This is a genomic window from Streptomyces sp. MMG1533, from assembly GCF_001279775.1.
Classification (GTDB): Bacteria; Actinomycetota; Actinomycetes; order Streptomycetales; family Streptomycetaceae; genus Streptomyces.
In genome coordinates, this window is sequence record NZ_LGDG01000015.1 from 76,398 (window position 1) to 96,902 (window position 20,505).

The following is a 20,505-nucleotide window of genomic DNA, read 5'->3' on the forward strand; positions in this document are numbered from 1 at the left end:
GCGCCGTCAGCCCTCGGTCGCGTCCGTGCGGGGCACGGTGCCGGAGCAGGTGGCGCGGCCGAAGGTGCCGGTGGCGGTGGCGCTTTGGACGTGGCGGCCGCGGATGGCGAGCGCGCAGCGGGCCCGGCCGACCCGCTCGCCGAGGACGATGCTGACGCGGTGCTACAGCCGTGCCCCCTTCAACGCCATGTGGAGCAGCAGCCGGTCCTCGCCGTCGTCCAGGTCGAGGCCCGTGAGCTGCTCGACCCGCGACAGCCGGTAGTAGAGCGTCTGGCGGTGGATGCCCAGTTCGGCGGCCGTGCGGCCGGCCTGGCCCGCGCAGTCGAGGTAGATCTCGGCGGTGCGGGCCAGTTCGCGGTGGGCGGGGGAGAGCAGGGCACGTACGGCGGGGTCGTGGGTGGCCTCCGGGGGGAGGGAGGTCAGCAGGCGGTACGGGCCGATGGACGACCACTCGGCGACCGGGCCGAGGTGGGGTTCCGCGAGGGCCGCGCGGGCGGCGGCCGAGGCCTCCCGCCAGGCGGTGCCCAGTTCGGCGAGCCCGGCACGGGCGGCGGCGATGCCGGCGGCCACCCCCGTGTCCCCGGCCGCGAGCCCGCCGCGCGCCCGCTCCAGCAACCGCCCCGCCGCCGACGTCGCCGGTGTCAGCACGCCCGCCGACCTCAGCCGTACGAGGAGGGCGAGAGCTGTGGCCGTCGTCCCCCAGGGCACCGTGCACAGGGCCGTCGCCCCCGGGACCGTACGGACCGAAGGGGCCTCGTCGGGGTCGGCGGAGGGCCATGGGGTCACGCAGACCACCGTGTGGAGGGTGTCGGCGCGGGGGCCGAGGGCGGTGCGGAGTTCGGCGACTGCCATGTCGTGCTGCCAGTCGCGCTCGGCGGTGAGGACCGCCCGGAGCTCCCGCGAGAGGTCCGCCCCGTGCTGCGCCTCGTCCGCGAGCAGCGCGCCGATGCGGGTCGTCACCTCCATGGCGGCCGTCAGCTGTCGTTCGGTCGGGCCGGGGTCGTCGTCCAGGAGCCAGACGTAACCGAGGACGACGCCCCGATGGCGTACGGGGAGACAGACCCGCCCGCGGTGGACGCCCGCCTCCGGGGTCGGCGGGATGCGGACCGGGCCGGTCGCCCGGGTGATGCCGAAACCCTCGAACCACGTCCGGACCGCGGACGTCGAGCGGCGGGTCAGGATCGAGCGGGTGCGCACCGGGTCGAGCGCGGAGGCGTCCAGCTCGCCCTCGCTGTCGTACGCCCCGAAGGCGATCAGCTCGAAGTCCCGGTTCTCCAGGGTCGCCGGGGCGCCGAGGAGCTCCGAGAGCTCGTCGACCAGCTCCTGGTAGTCGCCGTTGTGGTCCTTGTATTCGGCCGTCACCCGGGCATTCTCCCGCATTTCCCCGATCCCTTCATACATCTGTCTGAGATCTGCGGCACGGATGCGTGACAGCTGTCGATGGCAGACGATCGGAGGGATCCTTAGGTTTCACGGTGGTTCTCCGTGCCGTACCCGAAGATTCGGGTACGGCCTCATCTGGGTTGGTATGTGGAGGTGCCCCGTGCTGGGTCCCGTGATTCTCGCCGCGTCGCGCAGCGACCGGATGCGACGCCTGATCTCGGCGGCCCCGGTGACCAAGCAGGTCGTCGACCGCTTCATCCCGGGCGAGACGGTGGGCGAGATCGTCCCGATCATCCGGGAGCTCACCGACAAGGGGCTGGAGCTGACGATGGACGTCGTCGGCGAGGACATCACCACGCCCGGGCAGGCCACCGCCGCGCGGGACGCCTACCTTGAGCTCGTCGACCGGCTGAAGCAGCTGGAGCTGGGCACCCGCGCGGAGATGTCCGTGAAGCTGTCGATGTTCGGCCAGGCCCTTCCCGGCGGCCACGAGCTGGCCCTCGCCAACGTCCGGCCCGTCGTCGAGGCCGCCGCCGCCATCGGGACGACCGTCACGCTCGACGCGGAGGACCACACCACCCTCGACTCGATGTTCGCCATCCACGAGGAGCTGCGGGTGGACTTCCCGCAGACCGGCTGCGTCATCCAGGCCTACCTCTTCCGCACCGAGGCCGACGCCCGCCGCCTCGCCGGGAACGGCAGCCGGGTACGGCTGGTGAAGGGGGCGTACAAGGAGCCCGCCGAGGTCGCCCACCAGCAGAAACACGAGATCGACAAGGCGTACGTCCGGATCCTGAAGGTCCTGATGGACGGCGAGGGGTACCCGATGATCGGGTCCCACGACCCGCGCCTCATCTCCATCGCCCAGGAACTCGCCCGGCAGGCCGGCCGCAAGCTCGACGAGTACGAGTTCCAGATGCTGTACGGCATCAGGAACGACGAGCACCTGCGGCTCGCCGCCGAGGGCCACCGGATGCGTGTCTACACGGCCTACGGCACCGACTGGTACGGCTACTTCATGCGGCGCCTGGCGGAGAAGCCGGCCAATCTGCGCTTCTTCGCCCGCTCGATCCTCACCAAGGGCTGAGCCCGAAACACCGCTCACTAAGGAGTTACGGAAAACATGGACGCTGTGACCCAGGTCCCCACCCCCGTCAACGAGCCGGTGCACGGCTACGCCCCCGGCTCGCCCGAGCGCGCCCGGTTGGAGGTCAAGCTGAAGGAGCTGGCCGAGAACCCCGTCGACCTGCCCTGCACGATCGGCGGTGAGAAGCGGCTCGGCGGCGGCGAGCGTTTCGACGTCGTGCAGCCGCACAACCACAAGGCCGTCCTCGGCACGTACGGCAACGCCACCCGGCAGGACGCCCAGGACGCCGTCGACGCGGCCCTCGCCGCCGCGCCCGCCTGGCGTGCGATGTCCTTCGACGACCGCGCGGCGATCATCCTGCGCGCCGCCGAGCTGCTGGCCGGCCCCTGGCGCGAGACGCTCGCCGCCTCGACCATGCTGGGCCAGTCGAAGACCGCCCAGCAGGCCGAGATCGACACCCCCTGCGAGCTGGTCGACTTCTGGCGCTTCAACGTCAAGTACGCCCGTGACCTGCTCGCCGAGCAGCCCCCGGCCAACTCCCCGGGCGTCTGGAACCGCCTCGACCACCGCCCCCTCGAGGGCTTCGTCTACGCGATCACACCGTTCAACTTCACGGCGATCGCGGGCAACCTGCCGACGGCCCCGGCTCTCATGGGCAACGTCGTCGTCTGGAAGCCGAGCCCGACCCAGACCCACGCCGCCGTGCTGCTCATGCAGATCCTTGAGGAGGCCGGTCTGCCCAAGGGCGTCATCAACCTCGTCACCGGTGACGGCATCGAGGTCTCCGAGGTAGCCCTGACCCACCGCGACCTCGCCGGCATCCACTTCACCGGCTCGACCAAGACCTTCCAGTACCTGTGGAAGACGGTCGGCGCCAACATCGAGAAGTACCGTTCCTACCCGCGCCTGGTCGGCGAGACCGGCGGCAAGGACTTCGTCGTCGCCCACCCGAGCGCCGACCCCGCGATCCTCAAGACCGCCCTGACCCGCGGTGCCTTCGAGTACCAGGGCCAGAAGTGTTCCGCGACCTCCCGGGCGTACATCCCGGCGTCGATCTGGAACAACGGCTTCCGCGAGGAGTTCGCCGCCGAGGTCGACCACATCACCATGGGTGACGTCACCGACCTGTCCAACTTCATCGGCGCTGTCATCGACGAGCGCGCCTTCGCCAAGAACAAGGCGGCCATCGACCGGGCGAAGTCGGACTCCGACTGCGCGATCGTCGCGGGCGGTTCGTACGACGACTCGACCGGCTGGTTCGTCCGTCCGACCGTCATCGAGTGCGCCGACCCGGAGAACGAGGTCTTCACCACCGAGTACTTCGGCCCGATCCTCGCCGTGCACGTCTACGAGGACGACAGGTACGACGAGATGCTGACCCAGATGGAGTCGGTCTCCGACTACGCGCTGACCGGCTCGGTCGTCTCGGCCGACCGTGCGGCGGCGGCGTACACGATGGACAAGCTCCGCTACGCGGCCGGCAACTTCTACATCAACGACAAGTCGACCGGCGCCGTCGTCGGCCAGCAGCCCTTCGGCGGCGGCCGTGCCTCCGGCACCAACGACAAGGCAGGCGCCCCGCAGAACCTGATGCGCTGGACGCTGACCCGCGCCATCAAGGAGACGCTCGTCCCGCCGACCGACTACACGTACCCGCACATGGGCTGACGTTCGGGCGGTGCGCTTGAGGGGCCGGGCGGTCGCCCGGCCCCTCACGTCTGCCCGAACGGGCAGACTCTCCACCATGACTCAGACCGTGACGACCGACGACGGCGTACGGCTGTGGGCCGCGCGGCAGGGGCGGGGCACGCCCCTGGTGCTGTGTCACGGCGGTCCCGGACTGTGGGACATGTTCGAGGACGTGGCCGCCATGCTGGACGACCTGGCCACGGTCGTCCGCTGGGACCAGCGTGGGTGCGGGCGGTCGGAGCGGTGCGCCGGGCCGTGGACCACCGCGCGGTTCGTGGCCGATCTGGACGCCGTACGACGGCACTTCGGGCTCGACCGGATGGCGCTGCTCGGCCACTCCTGGGGCGCCCAGCTGGCGCTGAGCTACGCGCTGGCCCATCCGGAGCGGGTCGGTGCGCTCGTGTACGTCAGCGGTACGGGCATCGACTCCTGGTCGTCCTGGCGCGGGCCGTTCGAGGAGAACTTCCTCGCCAGGCTGGGGGAGGTGCCCGAACGGCTCGCCCGTTGGCGGGAGTTGGCGGACGGGGACCGTGAGCGCGCGGTGCTGCAGTGGTCGATCGAGTTCGAGGACCGTGCGCGGGCGCTGGAGCACGCCGGGCGGATGGCCGACCCCTGGTTCGACATCGACTTCGAGTGCAACAGGGTCCTGAACGCCGAGACGAAACAGGCCCTGGGCACCCCCGGGCTGTACGCCGCCTGCCAGGCCCTGGACCTCCCCGTGCTGATCGTCGACGGCGAGCGGGACCTCCGGCCGCGCTCGGCGGTGGACTCCCTGGAACGGGCGTTGCCGCGGGTACGGCGGGTGGTGCTGCCGGAGGCCGGGCACCTGCCGTGGGTGGAGGACCCGAAGGGGTTCCGGGAGGCGGTGGCCGCGGTGCTCTGAGCCACGGCGGCCGTACGGGCACTCGTCAGGGAACTGCGCGCACATGCGAAACCGCAGCTCAGCGCGGTGTGGGCCACTGCACTGTCTCAGATAGTAGGAAGTCCGAGTAATTGTGGAGACAGGCGCGCGCTCCTGCCTTAGCTTTGTAGGAGCCGAACGTCTCGCTCGACCAAGCGAATGGCGGTCGTGAGCCGGGCCCCGTGCAGGCAACCCCTGCGGCACCGCTCCCCGCCCCTTCCGGCGTCTCGCAACCCCCCTCGTGCACTCAGGTTGTGCATCCCAGGAACTCGAAGGAGTCGATTTCCCATGGCCGAGACGACCGCCCGCCGCCGAGTCCGTCGTATCTCCCGTACGAGCGAGTCCGACCGCAAGAACGCCGCAGCCGCCCTCCAGCGCGCCCTCGACCGCCGCGACAACGGCGGCTCGACCGGCCACTGAGCCGTACCCCCAAGCTGGGCCCATTCAAGCCGGGAGCCGCACCCGCACGAGGTGCGGCGCGGTCTCAAGCGCCGCGCCGCACCTCGAAATGGTCGATGCGCTCCCCGCTCTGCGCCAGCGCGGACACCTTCAGTCGCGGCCGCGCCCCGCTCTCCGCCTCCACCGAGAGGAGGGAGAAGCCCCGGTAGCGCACCCGCGACCACTCCACGGTCTCCTGCGCGGACTGCTTCGCCTTGGTCCAGTGGAAGGTCTCGACCCACTCGCGGTCCGTGACGTGCCCCTCGTAGCTCTCCTTCACGCCCGACGGGAAGCCGTACAGGTCCTTGCCGCCACCGCCCGCGGTGACATACACCGTCCCGTCCCGGGTCGGGTCCGTGGACCCGCCGATCGGGACCGGCCTGCCGACCTCGCCCTTTCTGATGGCATCGGTGCGCTCGTAGACATGGTTGTGTCCGTTGATCACCAGGTCCACCTGGTGCTCGGCGAACAGCGGCAGCCACTCGTCGCGGACCCCGCCGTCGGAGGCGTGCGAGGAGGTCGAGTACGCGCAGTGGTGGAAGAAGACGACGATGAAGTCCACCGAGGCGTCCGCCCGCAGCTCACCCAGCCGCCGGTCCAGCCATGCGGTCTGCTTCCCGTCCGTGTAGCCGAAGTTGGCGGGGATCTCGTACGACACGTCGTTCGCGTCCAGCGCCACGAAGCCAACGTTGCCGTACGTGAACGCGTACACGCCCGGTGCCCTGTCCGGGTCGAAGCCGCTGGCCGGGAGGGACCAGCGGGCCAGCTGGCCGCCGTAGCCGTCCGGCGAGTACCAGGCCTCCATGTCGTGGTTGCCGGTCGTCACCATCCACGGCACGGACCTGGTGACCGGCTCGTTCTGCTTGAGGAACAGGTCCCAGAAGGCGGGGTCGTACCCGTCCGACTTCTCGCCCCGGCCGTTGACGTTCGCGTAGCAGATGTCGCCGGCGTGGAGGTGGAAGGCGGGGTCCTGGCGCAGCAGTACGTGGTCGTTGGCCTCGGCGGCCTTGCTGACGCCCTGGTCGCCGAACGCGGTGAACACGAACCGTTCCGGGCTCGCCGGGGCCGTGCGGAAGGTGCCGATGGTCTTCCTGCGCTCGGGGGCTGCCGGGTCGAAGCCCTCGTGGCCGACGCCGTAGTAGTACGTCGTGCCGGGGCGCAGACCGTCCAGGGCCGCGTGCAGGTAGTACTGGTCGAGCGCCGGCCGCACGCCCGTCACCCCGGGCGTGTGCAGGTCGCGCACCTCGGCCTCGATCTTCCGGCCCAGATCCTCGGGACGGGTCCCGATCCGGATGTACGGCCTCTTCACCGTGAGCGGCACCTGCCAGGAGATCCGCATCTGCGTCTTCGGGTCGGCGCCGAAGGCGAGGTGGCGGCCGAAGGGGGTGACGACCGAGCCGTGGACACGCGCCGTCGGCGACGCGGCCGTCGTACTCGGCGATCCGCTGCCCGAACATCCGGTCAGCAGCCCGCCCGCCACCGCGCCCGCGGTCACCAGCGTGCGGCGCCGGGACAGCTTCGTCCGCAGGTACTCGTGCTGTTCCGCCATGCTCATCCGGCGCGCGAGCCGAGGGGGAATGCCGAAGTCCGGTGTCTCCATGAAGGTGAACTTCCCAGCAAAGCCCAACACCCGCCCCACATACGGGTGAACGGCAACCGAAGGGCTGACGCCGTCCCCCATGCGGGTGTCCGAATCGCGGACGGCCCGTGTCATCCCGTGGGACCAGGAGTACGGTGCCGACATGTCTCGCAGCCTCAATCTCGCAGTGATCCCCGGTGACGGCATCGGCCAGGAAGTCGTGGCCGAAGGCCTGAAGGTCCTCTCCGCCGTCCTCCCGCAGGATGTGAAGCTGGAGACCAAGGAGTTCGACTTCGGCGCCAAGCGCTACCACGCCACCGGTGAGACCCTCACCGACGCGGACGCCGAGGCCCTCAAGCAGCACGACGCCATCCTGCTCGGCGCGATCGGTGACCCGTCGGTCCCGTCCGGTGTCCTTGAGCGCGGCTTCCTGCTGAAGCTCCGGTTCCTTTTCGACCACCACGTCAACCTGCGTCCGTCGAAGCTCCTGCCGGGTGTCGCCACCCCGCTCGCCGGCGAGCCCGAGATCGACTTCGTCGTGGTCCGCGAGGGCACCGAGGGTCCGTACACCGGCAACGGCGGCACCATCCGCAAGGGCACGCCGCACGAGGTCGCCACCGAGGTCTCCGTCAACACGGCCTTCGGTGTCGAGCGCGTGGTGCGTGACGCCTTCGCCCGTGCCCAGGCCCGCCCGCGCAAGAAGCTCGCGCTGATCCACAAGAACAACGTGCTGACCTTCGCGGGTCACCTGTGGACCGACATCTTCAACAAGGTCGCCGCGGAGTTCCCCGACGTCACCACCGAGTACATGCACGTGGACGCGGCGACCATCTACCTGGTCACGCAGCCCGAGCGCTTCGACGTGATCGTCACCGACAACCTCTTCGGTGACATCATCACCGACCTCGCCGCGGCCGTCTCCGGCGGCATCGGCGTCGCCGCGAGCGGGAACATCAACCCCTCCGGCGAGTTCCCGTCCATGTTCGAGCCCGTCCACGGCTCGGCCCCGGACATCGCCGGTCAGGGCAAGGCCGACCCCACCGCCACGGTCCTGTCCGTCGCCCTCCTGCTGCGTCACCTCGGCTACGAGGCCGAGGCCGCGCGCATCGAGGACGCCGTCTCCGCCGATCTCGCGGAGCGCACCGGCAAGCCGGCCCGCAGCACCTCCGAGATCGGCGACGCGCTCGCCGTACGAGTAGCCGGCTGACCTGCCGCGCTCCTCGATCTCTTTCGAAGCCGCCGGGTCACTCCGTACCCGGCGGCTTTCGTATGTCCCCGCCGGGTGCCACCATCATCCCCTGGGTCGCATTCACGCTGTTTTCGTCCACGGCCTCCGTCGCGCGATAATCGAACGCGGAGCCGCGGAATGAGGGAATGCTCGGACGTCCTAGCACTGGCCACTGGCAGTACGGGCGTGAGCGCGGCCCGTCACTATCCGACCGGTGAAGGACAACCACTCATGACGACGCCCACGATCGAGCTCAAGCCCTCCGCCAGCCCGCTCTCCGCCGCCGAACGCGACGCGATCCTGGCCAACCCCGGGTTCGGCCGCCACTTCACCGACCACATGGTGACGATCAAGTGGACCGAGGGCCGCGGCTGGCACGACGCGCAGCTCGTCCCGTACGGGCCGATCTCCCTCGACCCCTCCACCCACGTGCTCCACTACGGCCAGGAGATCTTCGAGGGCCTGAAGGCGTACCGCCAGGCCGACGGCTCGGTCGCGGTCTTCCGCCCGGAGGCCAACGCGCGGCGCTTCCGCAACTCCGCCCGCCGCATGGCCATGGCCGAGCTGCCGGAGGAGCTGTTCATCGAGGCACTCGACGCGCTGCTCGCCCAGGACGGCGACTGGGTTCCGCCGCACGGCGGCGAGGAGTCCCTCTATCTGCGTCCGTTCATGTTCGCGACGGAGGCCGCGCTCGGCGTGCACCCGGCGAACGAGTACCTGTTCATGCTGATCGCCTCCCCGTCCGGCGCCTACTTCGCCGGCGGCGTCAAGCCGGTCACCATCTGGGTCTCCGAGGACTACGTCCGTGCCGTCCCCGGCGGCACCGGCGACGCCAAGACGGGCGGCAACTACGCGGCCTCCCTGCTCCCGCAGGCCGAGGCCGCCAAGAACGGCTGCGACCAGGTCGTCTACCTCGACGCGGTGACCCGCACCAAGGTCGAGGAGTCCGGCAGCATGAACATCGCCTTCGTCTACGGCGACCGGATCGTCACCCCCGAGCTGACCGGCTCGATCCTCGAGGGCATCACCCGTGACTCCCTCCTCCAGGTCGCCCGCGACCTCGGTTACACCGCGGAGGAAGGTGTCGTCACCCTCCGGCAGTGGCGCGAGGACGCCGCCTCCGGCGCCCTGACCGAGGTCTTCGCCTGCGGCACCGCCGCCGTGGTCACCCCCATCGGCCACGCCAAGACCAAGGACGCCGCCTGGACCCACGGCGACGGCAACCCCGGCCCGGTCACCCTGCGCCTGCGCGAGGCCCTGCTCGGCATCCAGCGGGGCGCCACGGAGGACAAGCACGGCTGGATGCACAAGCTCGGCTAGTTCTCGGCAGTACGCGGCTGGTTCTCCACCGCGTCCAGTTCTTTCTCCACCGCTTCGCTCAGGGCCGCCCCGGACTCCGCGTCCGCGGCGGCCCTCGGGCGCTCGCGGCCCGTCGGCATGGATGATTCTCGGCCACGTACGGGAGTTCCCGGACGAGAGCCTCCTCGCGGACGTGTGACCTCCCGCCCGGGTTGTACGCAATAAGGCCGATTGACCCGGTAGTCGATGGTGCGTTTGCCTCGAAGGGAGCCCTTGGCCCTGCCGGCGGGCCGGCGGGCCGGCAGGCAGGCGGGCCGGCAGGCAGGCAGGCGGGCGCGGGGGCGGGGTGAAGCGTCCATGGGGACCACAGGGGGGAACATGTCCAGAGTCGTACATGTGTCCAGAGGCTCTTTAGGTGCGGTGCTGTTGCTCGCGCTCGCCGGAGCCGCCGTTCCGAGTGCCGCCGCGGCACCGCACGCACCGCACACACCGAGCGTCGAACGGGTCAGCACCGCCGCCGACGGCACCCAGGCCGACGGGCCGTCCGACGGCGCCGCGATCAGCGCCGACGGCCGGCATATCGCGTTCACGTCCACCGCGCCGAGCTTCGGCTGCGCGAACTTCTTCCCGTGCCTGCTGGTGAAGGACCTGGCCACCGGCGGGATCGCCAGGATCGACCTCGGCAGCGGCTACACGTACGGCTCGCCGATGCCGAGCGCCGACGGGAGCCGTATCGCCTATTCCGCGGGCATCCGGTTCCCGGCCCCGTACCTGTACGACAGAGCCACCGGCCGCTCGGAGCGGCTGTGGCCCGAGAACCCGCCCGGTTCCAACGAGTTGGGCGGCGTGCAGTCGATCAGCCCGGACGGCACGCACGTCGCGTACACCATCGGCAACCGCAACGGCCCACAGGGCTCTCGGCTCCTGTACGTCCGCGACACGGCCACCGGCACCGACGAACTGATCTCACCGGCCGAGGAGGGCTCGAAGCGCGGGGCCTCGGTGAGTGGCGACGGCGAGCGGGTCGCCTACCAGGTCCCGGGGCCCACCGAGGAGGACCCGGACGACGTCTTCGTCAAGGACCGGACGACGGGCGAGCGGATCCAGGCCGACACGGGCCTCGGCCAGGCCACACTGATCCGCATCACGGCGGACGGCCGCCGCGTCCTCCTCGATGCCGAGAGCGGCGTGTACGTCCACGACCTCCGCACGGGCGAGTCGCGGCGCGTGGCCGAGGGGCGGCCTTTCTCCGCCACGGCGGACGGCCGGTACTCCGTCGTCGCGGGCGAGGACGGCGTGCGGGTGCGCGACCTGCGGACGGGCCGGCGCGGGGCGGTTCTCCCGGCGGACGCCCAGTTGGGATCGGAGATGCTGGCTGCCAAGGGGCGTGCGGTGGCGTTCGGTTCGAGGGCGTCCCACCTGGTGGCGGGCGACACCAACGGGGAGCCGGACGTGTTCGTCTTCTCGGGCGAGCTCCGGGAGAACCCGGACCCGATGCCGTCCGTCACCGAACGGATCAGCATGACGTCGGACGGGCAGCAACGTCCCGGGGCGTCCTACGACCCGGTGATGGGGGAGGACAAGGTCGTCGCCTTCACCTCGCAGGGGACCGACGACCCGAACGACACGAACGTGTTCGTCAACGCGGCCGGCGGCCTCTCCCAGGTCAACTCCCCTGCACAGGGCCCCTCGCACGAGGGCACTCCCTGCTACAGCGGACGCGAGGTCGGCTACGTGGCCCCGCTCGCATCCGACGGAGGCCCGGAGGTCAACATCCGCAACCGCGCGGTCGGCAAGCTGACCGGCCTTCGCTCCTATCAGGGCGTCCGCTTCACCTGGATGGGACAGCCCAGCGTGGACCCCACCTGCCAGTGGATCACCTACGCCGCCACCCTGCCCGCCACCGACGCCGACCCGCACCCTCAAGCCCGCGTCTACCGCTTCAAGTTCAACGGCGGCACGACCGACGTGGTCAGCGAGCCCTCGGGCAAGTCGGCGGGCAACCCGTCGATCAACTACGGCGGCCGGTACATCGCCTTCGAACAGGACGGCGACATCTACGTCCGCGACCTGGACACCGGCGCCCTGGAGAAGGCCGGCAGCGGCTGCACGGCCCCCTCTCTCAGCGCGGACGGCCGCAAGGTCGCCTTCCAGCAGGGCCGGGACGTCCACGTCCGCGACCTCGACACCGGGACCACGACCCGGGTCAAGGGCGCGCAGCCCTCGCTCTCCGGGGACGGCACGCATGTCGCGTACACCTCGGGCCGTTCCGTGTACCTGCTCGAACTCGCCACCGGAAAGCGGCAGTTGATCAGCGTCGACCGCTGGGGCGGCCGCAACGACCTCCCGGCCCGGCACCCCTCCGTGAACACCGACGGCACGACCGTCGCGTTCGAGTCGGCGTCACCCGATCTGGTGGAGGGAGACACCAACGGGGTGGCGGACGTCTTCCTGCGGACAGTGCAATGACAACGAACGACCACGGGAATGACCATGCACGGCAACACGGGGGAATGACCATGCACGGCAACAACGGGGGAACAACCATGCGCACGAAGAAGCACCGCGCCGCCTTGGCGGCCACCGTCGCCGCGGCCACGGCCGCCATGGCGCTCACCGGATCCGCGGCGAGCGCCGCACCCAGGGCCCCGCACACGGAGAAGGCGAGCGTGGCCCCGGACGGCACGGACGGCAACGGCGCCTCCGGCGGACCGAGTCTGAGCGCGAACGGCCGTTACCTGGCCTTCGTCTCCGACGCCGACAACCTTGTCGCGGGCGACACCAACGGCACCGCCGACGCCTTCGTACGCGACCTGAAGACCGGCACCACCCGCCTGGCGAGCACCGCGGAGGACGGCGGCCCGTGGGACGGTCACGTCCTGGACGTCTCCCTGAGCGCCGATGGCCGGTATCTGGCGTTCACCTCCAACCCCACCTACAACACCGCCGACAACCACATCTGGGTCAAGGACCTGAAGAACGGCGCCGTCCAGCGGATCGACGACTCCTTCGACACGGGCTACGAGGCCGCCGCCGGCCCTGCTCTCAGCGCCGACGGCCGCTATGTCGCCCTCGTCGCCCTGCACACGAGCTTCGAAGGGCCGCCGGGGGACAGGTCGAGCCGGGTCTACCGCGTCGACCGCGTCACCGGCGAGACCGTCCGCATCAGCCAGGTGCCAGGCGAGGGCGCCTGGAAGTCCGCCGCCACCCGCCCGTCCATCAGCGCCGACGGCAGCCGGGTCGGCTACCAGTTCTTCGTCCCGTACCCCACCCGGGGCGACTGGAGCGACGCCTACGTCCGTGATGTGCCGAGCGGCGAGCTGTTCCAGGCCGACAAGGCACCGGACGGCAAGGTCTCCGACGGGCAGACCGAGTTCCCGCAGGTCAGTGCCGACGGCCGGTACGCGGTCTTCAACTCGCTCGACTCCCAGCTGACCCCGGGCGACACCAACAACGGGCACAACGCCTTCCTCCGTGACCTGAAGACGGGGAAGCTGCGGCGGATCGACGCCGCCGACCCGGCCGCCTCCACCGCCTATCCCCGGCTCAGCGCCGACAGCCGGTACCTCGTGTTCGGTTCGTCCGACCCTGCCGACCCGAACCGCGCACGCCAGGCGTACGTGCGCGATCTGCGGACCGGACGCACGGTGCTCGCCAGCCCCTCGGTGCAGGGCGGGCCGAGCGGCTCCTACGGGGTGTCCTTCCCGGTGATCGACCGGCACGGCCGCCAGGTCGCCTTCAGCAGCAGTGCCGCCGACCTGGTGCCCGGTGACACCTACGACACCACGCACGTCTTCGTCCGCCACCTGCGGTGATCAACCGAGTGCTCGCATCCTGAGACGGACGGTGAGCGCGGGGGCGGTCTGTGCCAGACTGCCTCCGTGCTCTCGTTCGCCATGATTATTGGCAGCAGGCGCGCCGGTCCGCAGTGACCGCCACGTACGACCAGGTACGGGCGGACACCGTCGTCCTCGACCCGCGCGCAGACCTCTCGCACCCGCGAGAGGTTTTTCGCATTTCTGGCCCACCCGCAGCCGGAGGCGAGAGCGCGAGGGACCATGTGGGGACGGTGGAGCCGGTCATTCCGGTACAGACCGAGATCCGACACAGGAGCCTTGACATCATGACCGAACCCAGCGAACTCGACGATTCGTTCCACGTCTTCGACACCACCCTGCGCGACGGCGCGCAGCGCGAGGGCATCAACCTGACCGTCGCGGACAAGCTGGCCATCGCACGGCACCTGGACGACTTCGGCGTGGGCTTCATCGAGGGCGGCTGGCCCGGCGCCAACCCGAGGGACACCGAGTTCTTCGCCCGCGCGCGCCAGGAGATCGACTTCAAGCACGCCCAGCTGGTCGCCTTCGGCGCCACCCGCCGGGCCGGCGCCAAGGCCGCCGAGGACCCCCAGGTCAAGGCGCTCCTGGACTCGGGCGCCGAGGTGATCACCCTGGTCGCCAAGTCGCACGACCGGCATGTCGAGCTCGCCCTGCGTACCACGCTGGACGAGAACCTGGAGATGGTCCGCGACACGGTGTCCCACCTGAAGGGGCAGGGCCGCCGCGTCTTCGTCGACTGCGAGCACTTCTTCGACGGCTACCGCGGAAACCCGGAGTACGCGAAGGCGGTCGTACGGGCGGCGTCCGAGGCCGGCGCCGACGTGGTCATCCTCTGCGACACCAACGGCGGCATGCTCCCCGCGCAGATCCAGGCGGTCGTCTCCACGGTTCTCGCGGACACCGGCGCCCGCCTCGGCATCCACACCCAGGACGACACGGGTTGCGCGGTGGCGAACACGCTGGCCGCGGTGGACGCGGGCGCGACCCACGTGCAGTGCACGGCGAACGGCTACGGCGAGCGGGTCGGCAACGCCAACCTGTTCCCGGTCGTGGCGGCCCTGGAGCTCAAGTACGGCAAGAAGGTCCTGCCCGACGGCAAGCTGCGCGAGATGACACGCATCTCGCACGCGATCGCCGAGGTCGTGAACCTCACCCCCTCCACCCACCAGCCCTACGTCGGTGTCTCGGCCTTCGCTCACAAGGCCGGCCTGCACGCCTCCGCCATCAAGGTCGACCCCGACCTCTACCAGCACATCGACCCCGAGCAGGTCGGCAACACCATGCGGATGCTGGTCTCCGACATGGCGGGCCGCGCGTCCATCGAGCTCAAGGGCAAGGAACTCGGCATCGACCTCGGCGGCGACCGCGAGCTGGTCGGCCGGGTGGTCGAGCGGGTGAAGGAGCGTGAGCTCAAGGGCTACACGTACGAGGCGGCCGACGCGTCCTTCGAGCTGCTGCTCCGCACCGAGGTCGAGGGCAAGCCCCTCAAGTACTTCGAGGTCGAGTCCTGGCGAGCGATCGTCGAGGACCGCCCCGACGGCACCCACGCCAACGAGGCCACGGTCAAGCTCTACGCCAAGGGCGAGCGCATCGTCGCCACGGCGGAGGGCAACGGCCCGGTCAACGCCCTCGACCGCGCGCTCAGGGTGGCGTTGGAGAAGATCTACCCCCAGCTCGCCAAGCTCGACCTCGTCGACTACAAGGTCCGCATCCTCGAAGGCGTCCACGGCACCCAGTCCACGACCCGCGTCCTGATCTCCACGTCCGACGGGGCGGGGGAGTGGTCGACGGTGGGCGTCGCCAAGAACGTCATCGCGGCGTCGTGGCAGGCCCTGGAGGACGCTTACACGTATGGGCTGCTGCGGGCGGGCGTGGCACCGGCCGAGTAGGTCACGGGGCCGCCGTGGACGACGTGCCGCGCGGCGGAGGGATCACCACGACCGGACTCGGCCCAGGGGTGGACAACCGCTCCAACTGCCAGGCCCGGCGGACGTCGTCGATGACGACACGAGCGCTGTAGGGCGACACGGCCAGCTCCTGACGGGCCTCGGCGAGCAGTTCGAGGTGTCCGTCGGGGGTCCGTGTCGCCGCCGCCAGGCGACCGTTGTCGTCGAGTCTGCCGAAGACGTCCAGCAGGGTGAGGCAGAGATACACGTAGGCGGTGGCCTCGTCGACGAGCCGACGTGACTCGTCCGAGATACCGGTGGCCTCGTACGTGACGAAGAGGACCAGCGCGTCGCGTAGTTGGTCCGCCGCTTGCGGATGGTCGCGGGCGACTCCCAGATGCGCGGCCGGGCTCGGCCGTCCCTCAGCGAGACAGGCACGAACGGCTCGTTGGTAGAACTCCTTCTCGGGCTCACTCGCCCACGCGTACCCCCCGTCGGCCCTGCGCGGCCCTACTCGCGCACGTCCCGCCGCGCGAGACCGAGGAAGGCGGACCACGCGGCGGGGGCCATGGTGACGACGGGGCCGGTGTGCTTGGAGTCGCGGACGTGGATGGCGGAAGGCTGGGTGGCGACCTCGATGCAGTTGCCGCCTTCGCTGCCGCTGTAGCTGGACTTGATCCACTGAAGTGCGGTGCTCATCGGTCTCCTAGCAATCCCTGCAAGAGGCGCACGCTCTCGTCGGGTGAGAGGGCCTGTGACCGCAGCATTCCATACTTGTGGTGATAGTCGCTGACCTCGTCGGGATCGTCGACGAGGAAGCTGGCGCGCTGTACTTCGAGGTACACGAGGCGTTCGTAGTCCGGCGTTTCCAGCAACACCATGGGACCGTCGAGGCACGCATGCGGTGTCCGGTTCATCGGCATGATCTGGAAGCTCATGTGGATGGGCTTGGTGTAGTCCAGGATCTGCCTGATCTGGTTCCGCATCACATCCGGTGCGCCGACCTCTCGTCGCAGGATGCTCTCCTCGACGACGAAGTGGCCCACGGGTGGTCGGGCCCGCTGCCAGACCAACTGCCGTTCCATGCGGGATTCCACCCACTGGTCGACGGTCTCACTGCCCAGCGCGGGATACCTATAGTCGACGACGGCGCGACAGTACTCCCGCGTCTGAAGCAACCCCGGAACCACCTGAGTCTCGTACGACAGGAAGCTCACCGCCTCCTGCTCGTGATCCACCAGCGACTGCGCGAACTGCACCACCTTCTCCCGCACCGGCATCTGCTCCACGAGCACGGCCAACACCCCACCGGTGCCCAGCAGTTCGTCGAACTGATCCGCGCGGTCCGGCTGGAGTGCCAGCCGTCCCTGCTCGATCGACCCCACCGTGTCCACGCTGATGTTCGCCAGCTCCGCGAGTCTCTCCTGGGTGAGGCGGGCCTTCCTCCGGCAGTGCGCCAGCAGCGCCCCGACCGCACGCCATGAACTGACCTTCCTGGGCTTCTTGGCCGTGTGCATGGCTGTCCCTTTCCCCCGTCGCCACACGAACTCCTCGTAGCGATGCCGTAGCAATCAGAACTACGACCTCACCCACTGCCCCATAGTAGTGACTCCCTGTGACAGTCGCCCCATGAACGCCCCACCTCAACTCCTCCTCGCCCGCACCGCCCTCTACCCCCGAGACCGCAGATCGGTGGGCGTGGCCCGGGACTTCACCCGCCTCACCCTCGCCGACTGGGGTGTGACCCGGCGGAGCGAGGACGTGCTGCTCTGTGTGAGCGAACTCGCCACCAACGCGCTCCTGCACGGCGTACCGCCGAACCGCCGCTTTCGTCTCGGCCTGTTCCTCACCACCGACGAAGTCCTCCGTGTGGAGGTCCACGACAGCGGCCCGGGTGAGGTCCGCGCCCCGGACGCCGACCCGGAATCGGAACACGGCCGAGGTCTGCTCCTCGTGGCCGCGTTGGCGGACAAGTGGGGTGTGGGGGAACGGGATCAGGGCAAAGTCGTCTGGTGCGAGTTCAGGGTTGCCGGGTGCCTTGACGGCTCTCTGGGCCACCAGTTCACTCACGGCGTGAAGTAAGTCATGAGTGGACCACGAGAGCCAAGGGGAAGCTCCATGCGAAGAACCGCCCTGCTCGCCTCCGCCACCCTGCTGACCGGACTGCTGCCGCTCGCATCGGCGCAAGCGTCCGCCGCCGACGACCCCGCCCCCGTCCCCATCGACCGCTTCGAAGGCGAAGTCCCCTTCGCGAGTCCGCCCGCCGAAGGCATCTTCACCTGGGGAAGCGACACCGACGACCCGCCCGCCCTCCGGCTGACCGCACGTGCCGACGCCCCCGAGGGCGACAAGGTGCTCGCCGGCACCTACGACATCAGCGGCTACGGCGGCTTCACCCACGACTTCGCCTTCGCCGAGCCCGCCCACGACTGGTCCGCCCACAAGGGCGTCCGCTTCTGGTGGGAGGGCGACGACAGCGGCAAGAAGATCGCCTTCGAACTCAAGGACGGCGGCGCCAACGGCGAGGCCTCCGAACTCTGGACGACGTCCTTCACGGACGACTTCAGCGGCTGGAAACAGATCGAGATCCCCTTCGCCGACTTCGCGTACCGCACGGACTACCAGCCCGTCGGCGGCATCGACCAGATCCTCGGCCTGACCGAGACCTGGGGGTACGCCGTCACCCTCCCCGTTGGCGTCAAGGGCGACTTCGCCATGGACGGCGTCGAGCTGTACGGCAAGGCCGACCAGTCCCTGCGCGCGAGCGTGACGACCGATGCCGCCGTTCATCCGGTGAAGGAGGGGGGCACGGCCGACGTCCGGCTCACCGTCGGCACCACCGGTTCCGCTCCGATCGACGAGCCCGTCACCGTCGCCTACGAGACGACCACGACCGGCACCGCCTCGGGCAGCGACTTCGCACCCCTGAAGGGCGAGTTCACCTTCCCCGCGGGCACCGCCTCCGGCACCTCCCGCACCCTCCAGGTCCGCACCCTCAAGGACAGGTCGGCCGAGTCCGCCGAGACGATCCCGCTCAAACTGACTGTCACCGGCGCCAAGCCCCCGGCCGAGACCCCGCAGATCGTGGTCGACGCCCACGGACTGCCGTACCTGAACGCCAAGTTGCCGGTGAAGAAGCGCGTCGCGGACCTCCTCTCCCGCATGTCCCCGCAGGAGAAGGCCGGCCAGATGACCCAGGCGGAGCGCGGAGCGATCACCGCCCCAGGTGACATCGCCGCGTACCACCTCGGCTCGCTCCTCTCCGGCGGCGGCTCGACACCGACGCCCAACACCGCCGAGGCGTGGGCGAAGATGATCGACGCGTTCCAGCTCCGCGCACAGGCGACCCGCTTCCAGATCCCGCTGATCTACGGTGTCGACGCGGTACACGGCCACAACAACCTGGTCGGTGCGACGATCATGCCGCACAACATCGGCGTCGGGGCCACCCGGAATCCCCGACTCGCCCAGCAGACCGGCTCCGTCACAGCCGCCGAGGTCCGCGCCACCGGCATCCCCTGGGACTTCGCCCCCTGCCTGTGCGTCACCCGCGACGAGCGCTGGGGCCGTTCCTACGAGGCGTTCGGCGAGGACCCGGCGCTGGTCGAGCAGATGGAGACCGTCATCCAGGGCCTCCAGGGAGCCCGTGACGGCACGGACCTCAAGGACGACGACAAGGTCCTCGCCACCGCCAAGCACTTCGTCGGCGACGGCGGCACCGAGTACGGCTCGTCCACGACCGGCACGTACACCATCGACCAGGGCATCACCAAGGTCACCCGGCAGCAGCTGGAAGCAGTCCACCTGGCGCCGTACGAGACGGCCGTCGACCGAGGAGTCGGCACGGTCATGCCGTCCTACTCCTCGCTCGACATCGCGGGCGACGGCCAGGGTCCGGTGAAGATGCACGCCAGAGCCGACATGCTGAACGGCGTCCTGAAGGGCCGTATGGGCTTCGACGGCTTCGTCATCAGCGACTGGGCGGCCATCGACCAACTCCCGGGCGACTACGCCTCCGACGTCCGGACGTCGATCAACGCCGGCCTCGACATGATCATGGTCCCGTACGCGTACCAGGACTTCCACGCCACGCTCCTCGACGAGGTCGAGGCGGGCCGCATCGGCGAGCGGCGGATCGACGACGCCGTGTCGCGCATCCTCACGCAGAAGTTCGAGCTCGGGCTCTTCGAGAAGCCGTACGCCGACACGAGCGGCGCGTCCGGGATCGGCTCCGCCGGGCACCGGGCCGTCGCCCGCAAGGCGGTCGCCGAGTCGCAGGTGCTGCTGAAGAACTCCGGGGGCGTACTGCCGCTGAGGAAGAGCCAGAAGGTGTACGTCGCCGGCTCCAACGCCGACGACATCGGCAACCAGACCGGCGGCTGGACCGTCACCTGGCAGGGCGCCTCCGGTGACATCACCCCCGGCACGACCATCCTGGAAGGGATGCGGAAGGCGGGCGGTGACGTCACCTACTCCAAGGACGCCTCGGCACCGACGGGCGGCCACGACGTCGGTGTGGTCGTCGTCGGCGAGACGCCGTACGCCGAGGGCATGGGCGACGTCGGCAACGGCCATGATCTCCGGCTGTCCGCCGCCGACCGGGCGGCCGTCGACAAGGTGTGCGCCGCGATGAGGTGCGCGGTGCTGATCGTCTCCGGGCGCCCCCAGATCATCGGCGACCGGCTCGGTGACATCGACGCACTGGTCGCCTCCTGGCTGCCGGGCACGGAGGGCGACGGCGTGGCCGACGTCCTGTACGGCAGGCGGCCCTTCACCGGACAGCTGCCGGTGACCTGGCCGAAGTCTCAGGCGCAGCTGCCGATCAACGTCGGCGACACGGCGTACGACCCGCAGTACCCGTACGGCTGGGGCCTGACGACGCTGAGCAGGGTGCCGGAGGGCGGCGCGAGCGCCCTGAAGGCACTCGGCATCGCGGCCAGGGCCGCCGAGGGGTCCGGTGCCGACGAGGCGGGCCGCGTGCTCGTCGGCAAGGCGCGGCTGATCGTCCAGCAGAAGGCGGGCCAGGGCATCACGGCGGCGGTCGCGAAGCCCTTCGCCGACGCGGACCATCTGTTGCTGACCGGGCGGTACGCAGAGGCGGTGGAGAAGCTGACGGCGGCGTATCGGGCGGCGGCCTGAGCGGCCGCGTTCCCGATCGTCTGAATGACCCTTTTTT

At 70.1% G+C, this 20,505-nt stretch carries 17 protein-coding genes; 11 read left to right on the forward strand and 6 right to left on the reverse strand.

Annotated elements, in window-relative coordinates:
* Positions 1–162: 162 nt before the first annotated feature.
* Positions 163–1,380 (reverse strand): helix-turn-helix domain-containing protein, encoded by a 1,218-nt coding sequence (locus ADK57_RS03865; RefSeq protein WP_053747906.1) that lies wholly within the window; start codon positions 1,378–1,380, stop codon positions 163–165.
* A 163-nt stretch (positions 1,381–1,543) separates the two neighbouring features.
* On the opposite strand from ADK57_RS03865, the gene ADK57_RS03870 reads away from it, so the two are divergent.
* From ADK57_RS03870 to ADK57_RS51925, 4 genes are all read left to right on the forward strand, one after another.
* A complete protein-coding gene (locus tag ADK57_RS03870) occupies positions 1,544–2,470 on the forward strand; it encodes a proline dehydrogenase family protein (protein WP_053747907.1) in 927 nt (308 codons plus the stop codon).
* Between the two features lie 36 nt (positions 2,471–2,506).
* A complete protein-coding gene (gene pruA, locus ADK57_RS03875; RefSeq protein WP_053747908.1) occupies positions 2,507–4,138 on the forward strand; it encodes an L-glutamate gamma-semialdehyde dehydrogenase in 1,632 nt (543 codons plus the stop codon).
* A gap of 76 nt (positions 4,139–4,214) precedes the next feature.
* A complete protein-coding gene (locus ADK57_RS03880) occupies positions 4,215–5,042 on the forward strand; it encodes an alpha/beta fold hydrolase (protein WP_053747909.1) in 828 nt (275 codons plus the stop codon).
* A 306-nt stretch (positions 5,043–5,348) separates the two neighbouring features.
* Positions 5,349–5,480, forward strand: coding sequence for a hypothetical protein (locus ADK57_RS51925; RefSeq protein ID WP_107091473.1), 132 nt, complete (start codon positions 5,349–5,351; stop codon positions 5,478–5,480).
* Positions 5,481–5,544: 64 nt separating this feature from the next.
* On the opposite strand, the gene ADK57_RS03885 is transcribed toward ADK57_RS51925, so the two are convergent.
* On the reverse strand, positions 5,545–7,098 hold the full coding sequence (locus ADK57_RS03885) for a purple acid phosphatase family protein (RefSeq protein ID WP_053747910.1): 1,554 nt from the start codon (positions 7,096–7,098) through the stop codon (positions 5,545–5,547).
* A gap of 142 nt (positions 7,099–7,240) precedes the next feature.
* Here ADK57_RS03885 and ADK57_RS03890 point away from each other — a divergent pair, with 142 nt between their 5' ends.
* Both ADK57_RS03890 and ADK57_RS03895 read left to right on the forward strand, forming a co-directional pair.
* Positions 7,241–8,284 carry a 3-isopropylmalate dehydrogenase gene (locus tag ADK57_RS03890; RefSeq protein ID WP_053747944.1) on the forward strand — a complete coding sequence of 348 codons (1,044 nt, stop codon included), beginning with the start codon at positions 7,241–7,243 and terminating at the stop codon, positions 8,282–8,284.
* A gap of 252 nt (positions 8,285–8,536) precedes the next feature.
* Positions 8,537–9,625, forward strand: a complete 1,089-nt coding sequence (locus tag ADK57_RS03895; RefSeq protein WP_053747911.1) for a branched-chain amino acid aminotransferase — start codon at positions 8,537–8,539, stop codon at positions 9,623–9,625.
* Here the strand turns inward: ADK57_RS03895 and ADK57_RS51930 are convergent.
* Positions 9,622–9,744, reverse strand: a complete 123-nt coding sequence (locus ADK57_RS51930) for a hypothetical protein (RefSeq protein ID WP_267890759.1) — start codon at positions 9,742–9,744, stop codon at positions 9,622–9,624. The genes ADK57_RS03895 and ADK57_RS51930 overlap by 4 nt on opposite strands.
* Positions 9,745–9,982: 238 nt before the next feature.
* Between ADK57_RS51930 and ADK57_RS03900 the strand changes: the two genes are divergently transcribed.
* The 3 genes from ADK57_RS03900 to cimA all read left to right on the forward strand — a co-directional run bounded on the left by ADK57_RS03900 (position 9,983) and on the right by cimA (position 15,332).
* Entirely contained in the window at positions 9,983–12,073 is a 2,091-nt protein-coding gene (locus ADK57_RS03900; protein ID WP_107091474.1) for a TolB family protein, read from the forward strand.
* A 77-nt stretch (positions 12,074–12,150) separates the two neighbouring features.
* Entirely contained in the window at positions 12,151–13,419 is a 1,269-nt protein-coding gene (locus tag ADK57_RS51935; protein WP_078972936.1) for a TolB family protein, read from the forward strand.
* 308 nt (positions 13,420–13,727) lie between these two features.
* Positions 13,728–15,332 (forward strand): citramalate synthase, encoded by a 1,605-nt coding sequence (gene cimA, locus ADK57_RS03910; RefSeq protein ID WP_053747913.1) that lies wholly within the window; start codon positions 13,728–13,730, stop codon positions 15,330–15,332.
* 1 nt (position 15,333) lies between these two features.
* Here cimA and ADK57_RS49775 read toward each other — a convergent pair whose 3' ends face one another.
* From ADK57_RS49775 to ADK57_RS03925, 3 genes are read right to left on the reverse strand one after another with little or no spacing between them, the layout of a single operon-like run.
* Entirely contained in the window at positions 15,334–15,885 is a 552-nt protein-coding gene (locus ADK57_RS49775) for a hypothetical protein (protein WP_159050007.1), read from the reverse strand.
* Positions 15,840–16,028 carry a DUF397 domain-containing protein gene (locus ADK57_RS03920; RefSeq protein WP_053747915.1) on the reverse strand — a complete coding sequence of 63 codons (189 nt, stop codon included), beginning with the start codon at positions 16,026–16,028 and terminating at the stop codon, positions 15,840–15,842. Before ADK57_RS03920 ends, ADK57_RS49775 begins: the two co-directional genes overlap by 46 nt.
* Complete coding sequence (locus ADK57_RS03925; protein WP_053747916.1) at positions 16,025–16,846, reverse strand: helix-turn-helix domain-containing protein; 822 nt, start codon at positions 16,844–16,846, stop codon at positions 16,025–16,027. Before ADK57_RS03925 ends, ADK57_RS03920 begins: the two co-directional genes overlap by 4 nt.
* A gap of 112 nt (positions 16,847–16,958) precedes the next feature.
* Between ADK57_RS03925 and ADK57_RS03930 the strand changes: the two genes are divergently transcribed.
* Both ADK57_RS03930 and ADK57_RS03935 read left to right on the forward strand, forming a co-directional pair.
* Complete coding sequence (locus tag ADK57_RS03930) at positions 16,959–17,411, forward strand: ATP-binding protein (RefSeq protein WP_053747917.1); 453 nt, start codon at positions 16,959–16,961, stop codon at positions 17,409–17,411.
* Between the two features lie 36 nt (positions 17,412–17,447).
* Positions 17,448–20,468: a glycoside hydrolase family 3 protein gene (locus tag ADK57_RS03935; RefSeq protein ID WP_053747918.1), complete on the forward strand. Its 3,021-nt coding sequence runs from the start codon at positions 17,448–17,450 to the stop codon at positions 20,466–20,468.
* Positions 20,469–20,505 lie beyond the last annotated feature (37 nt).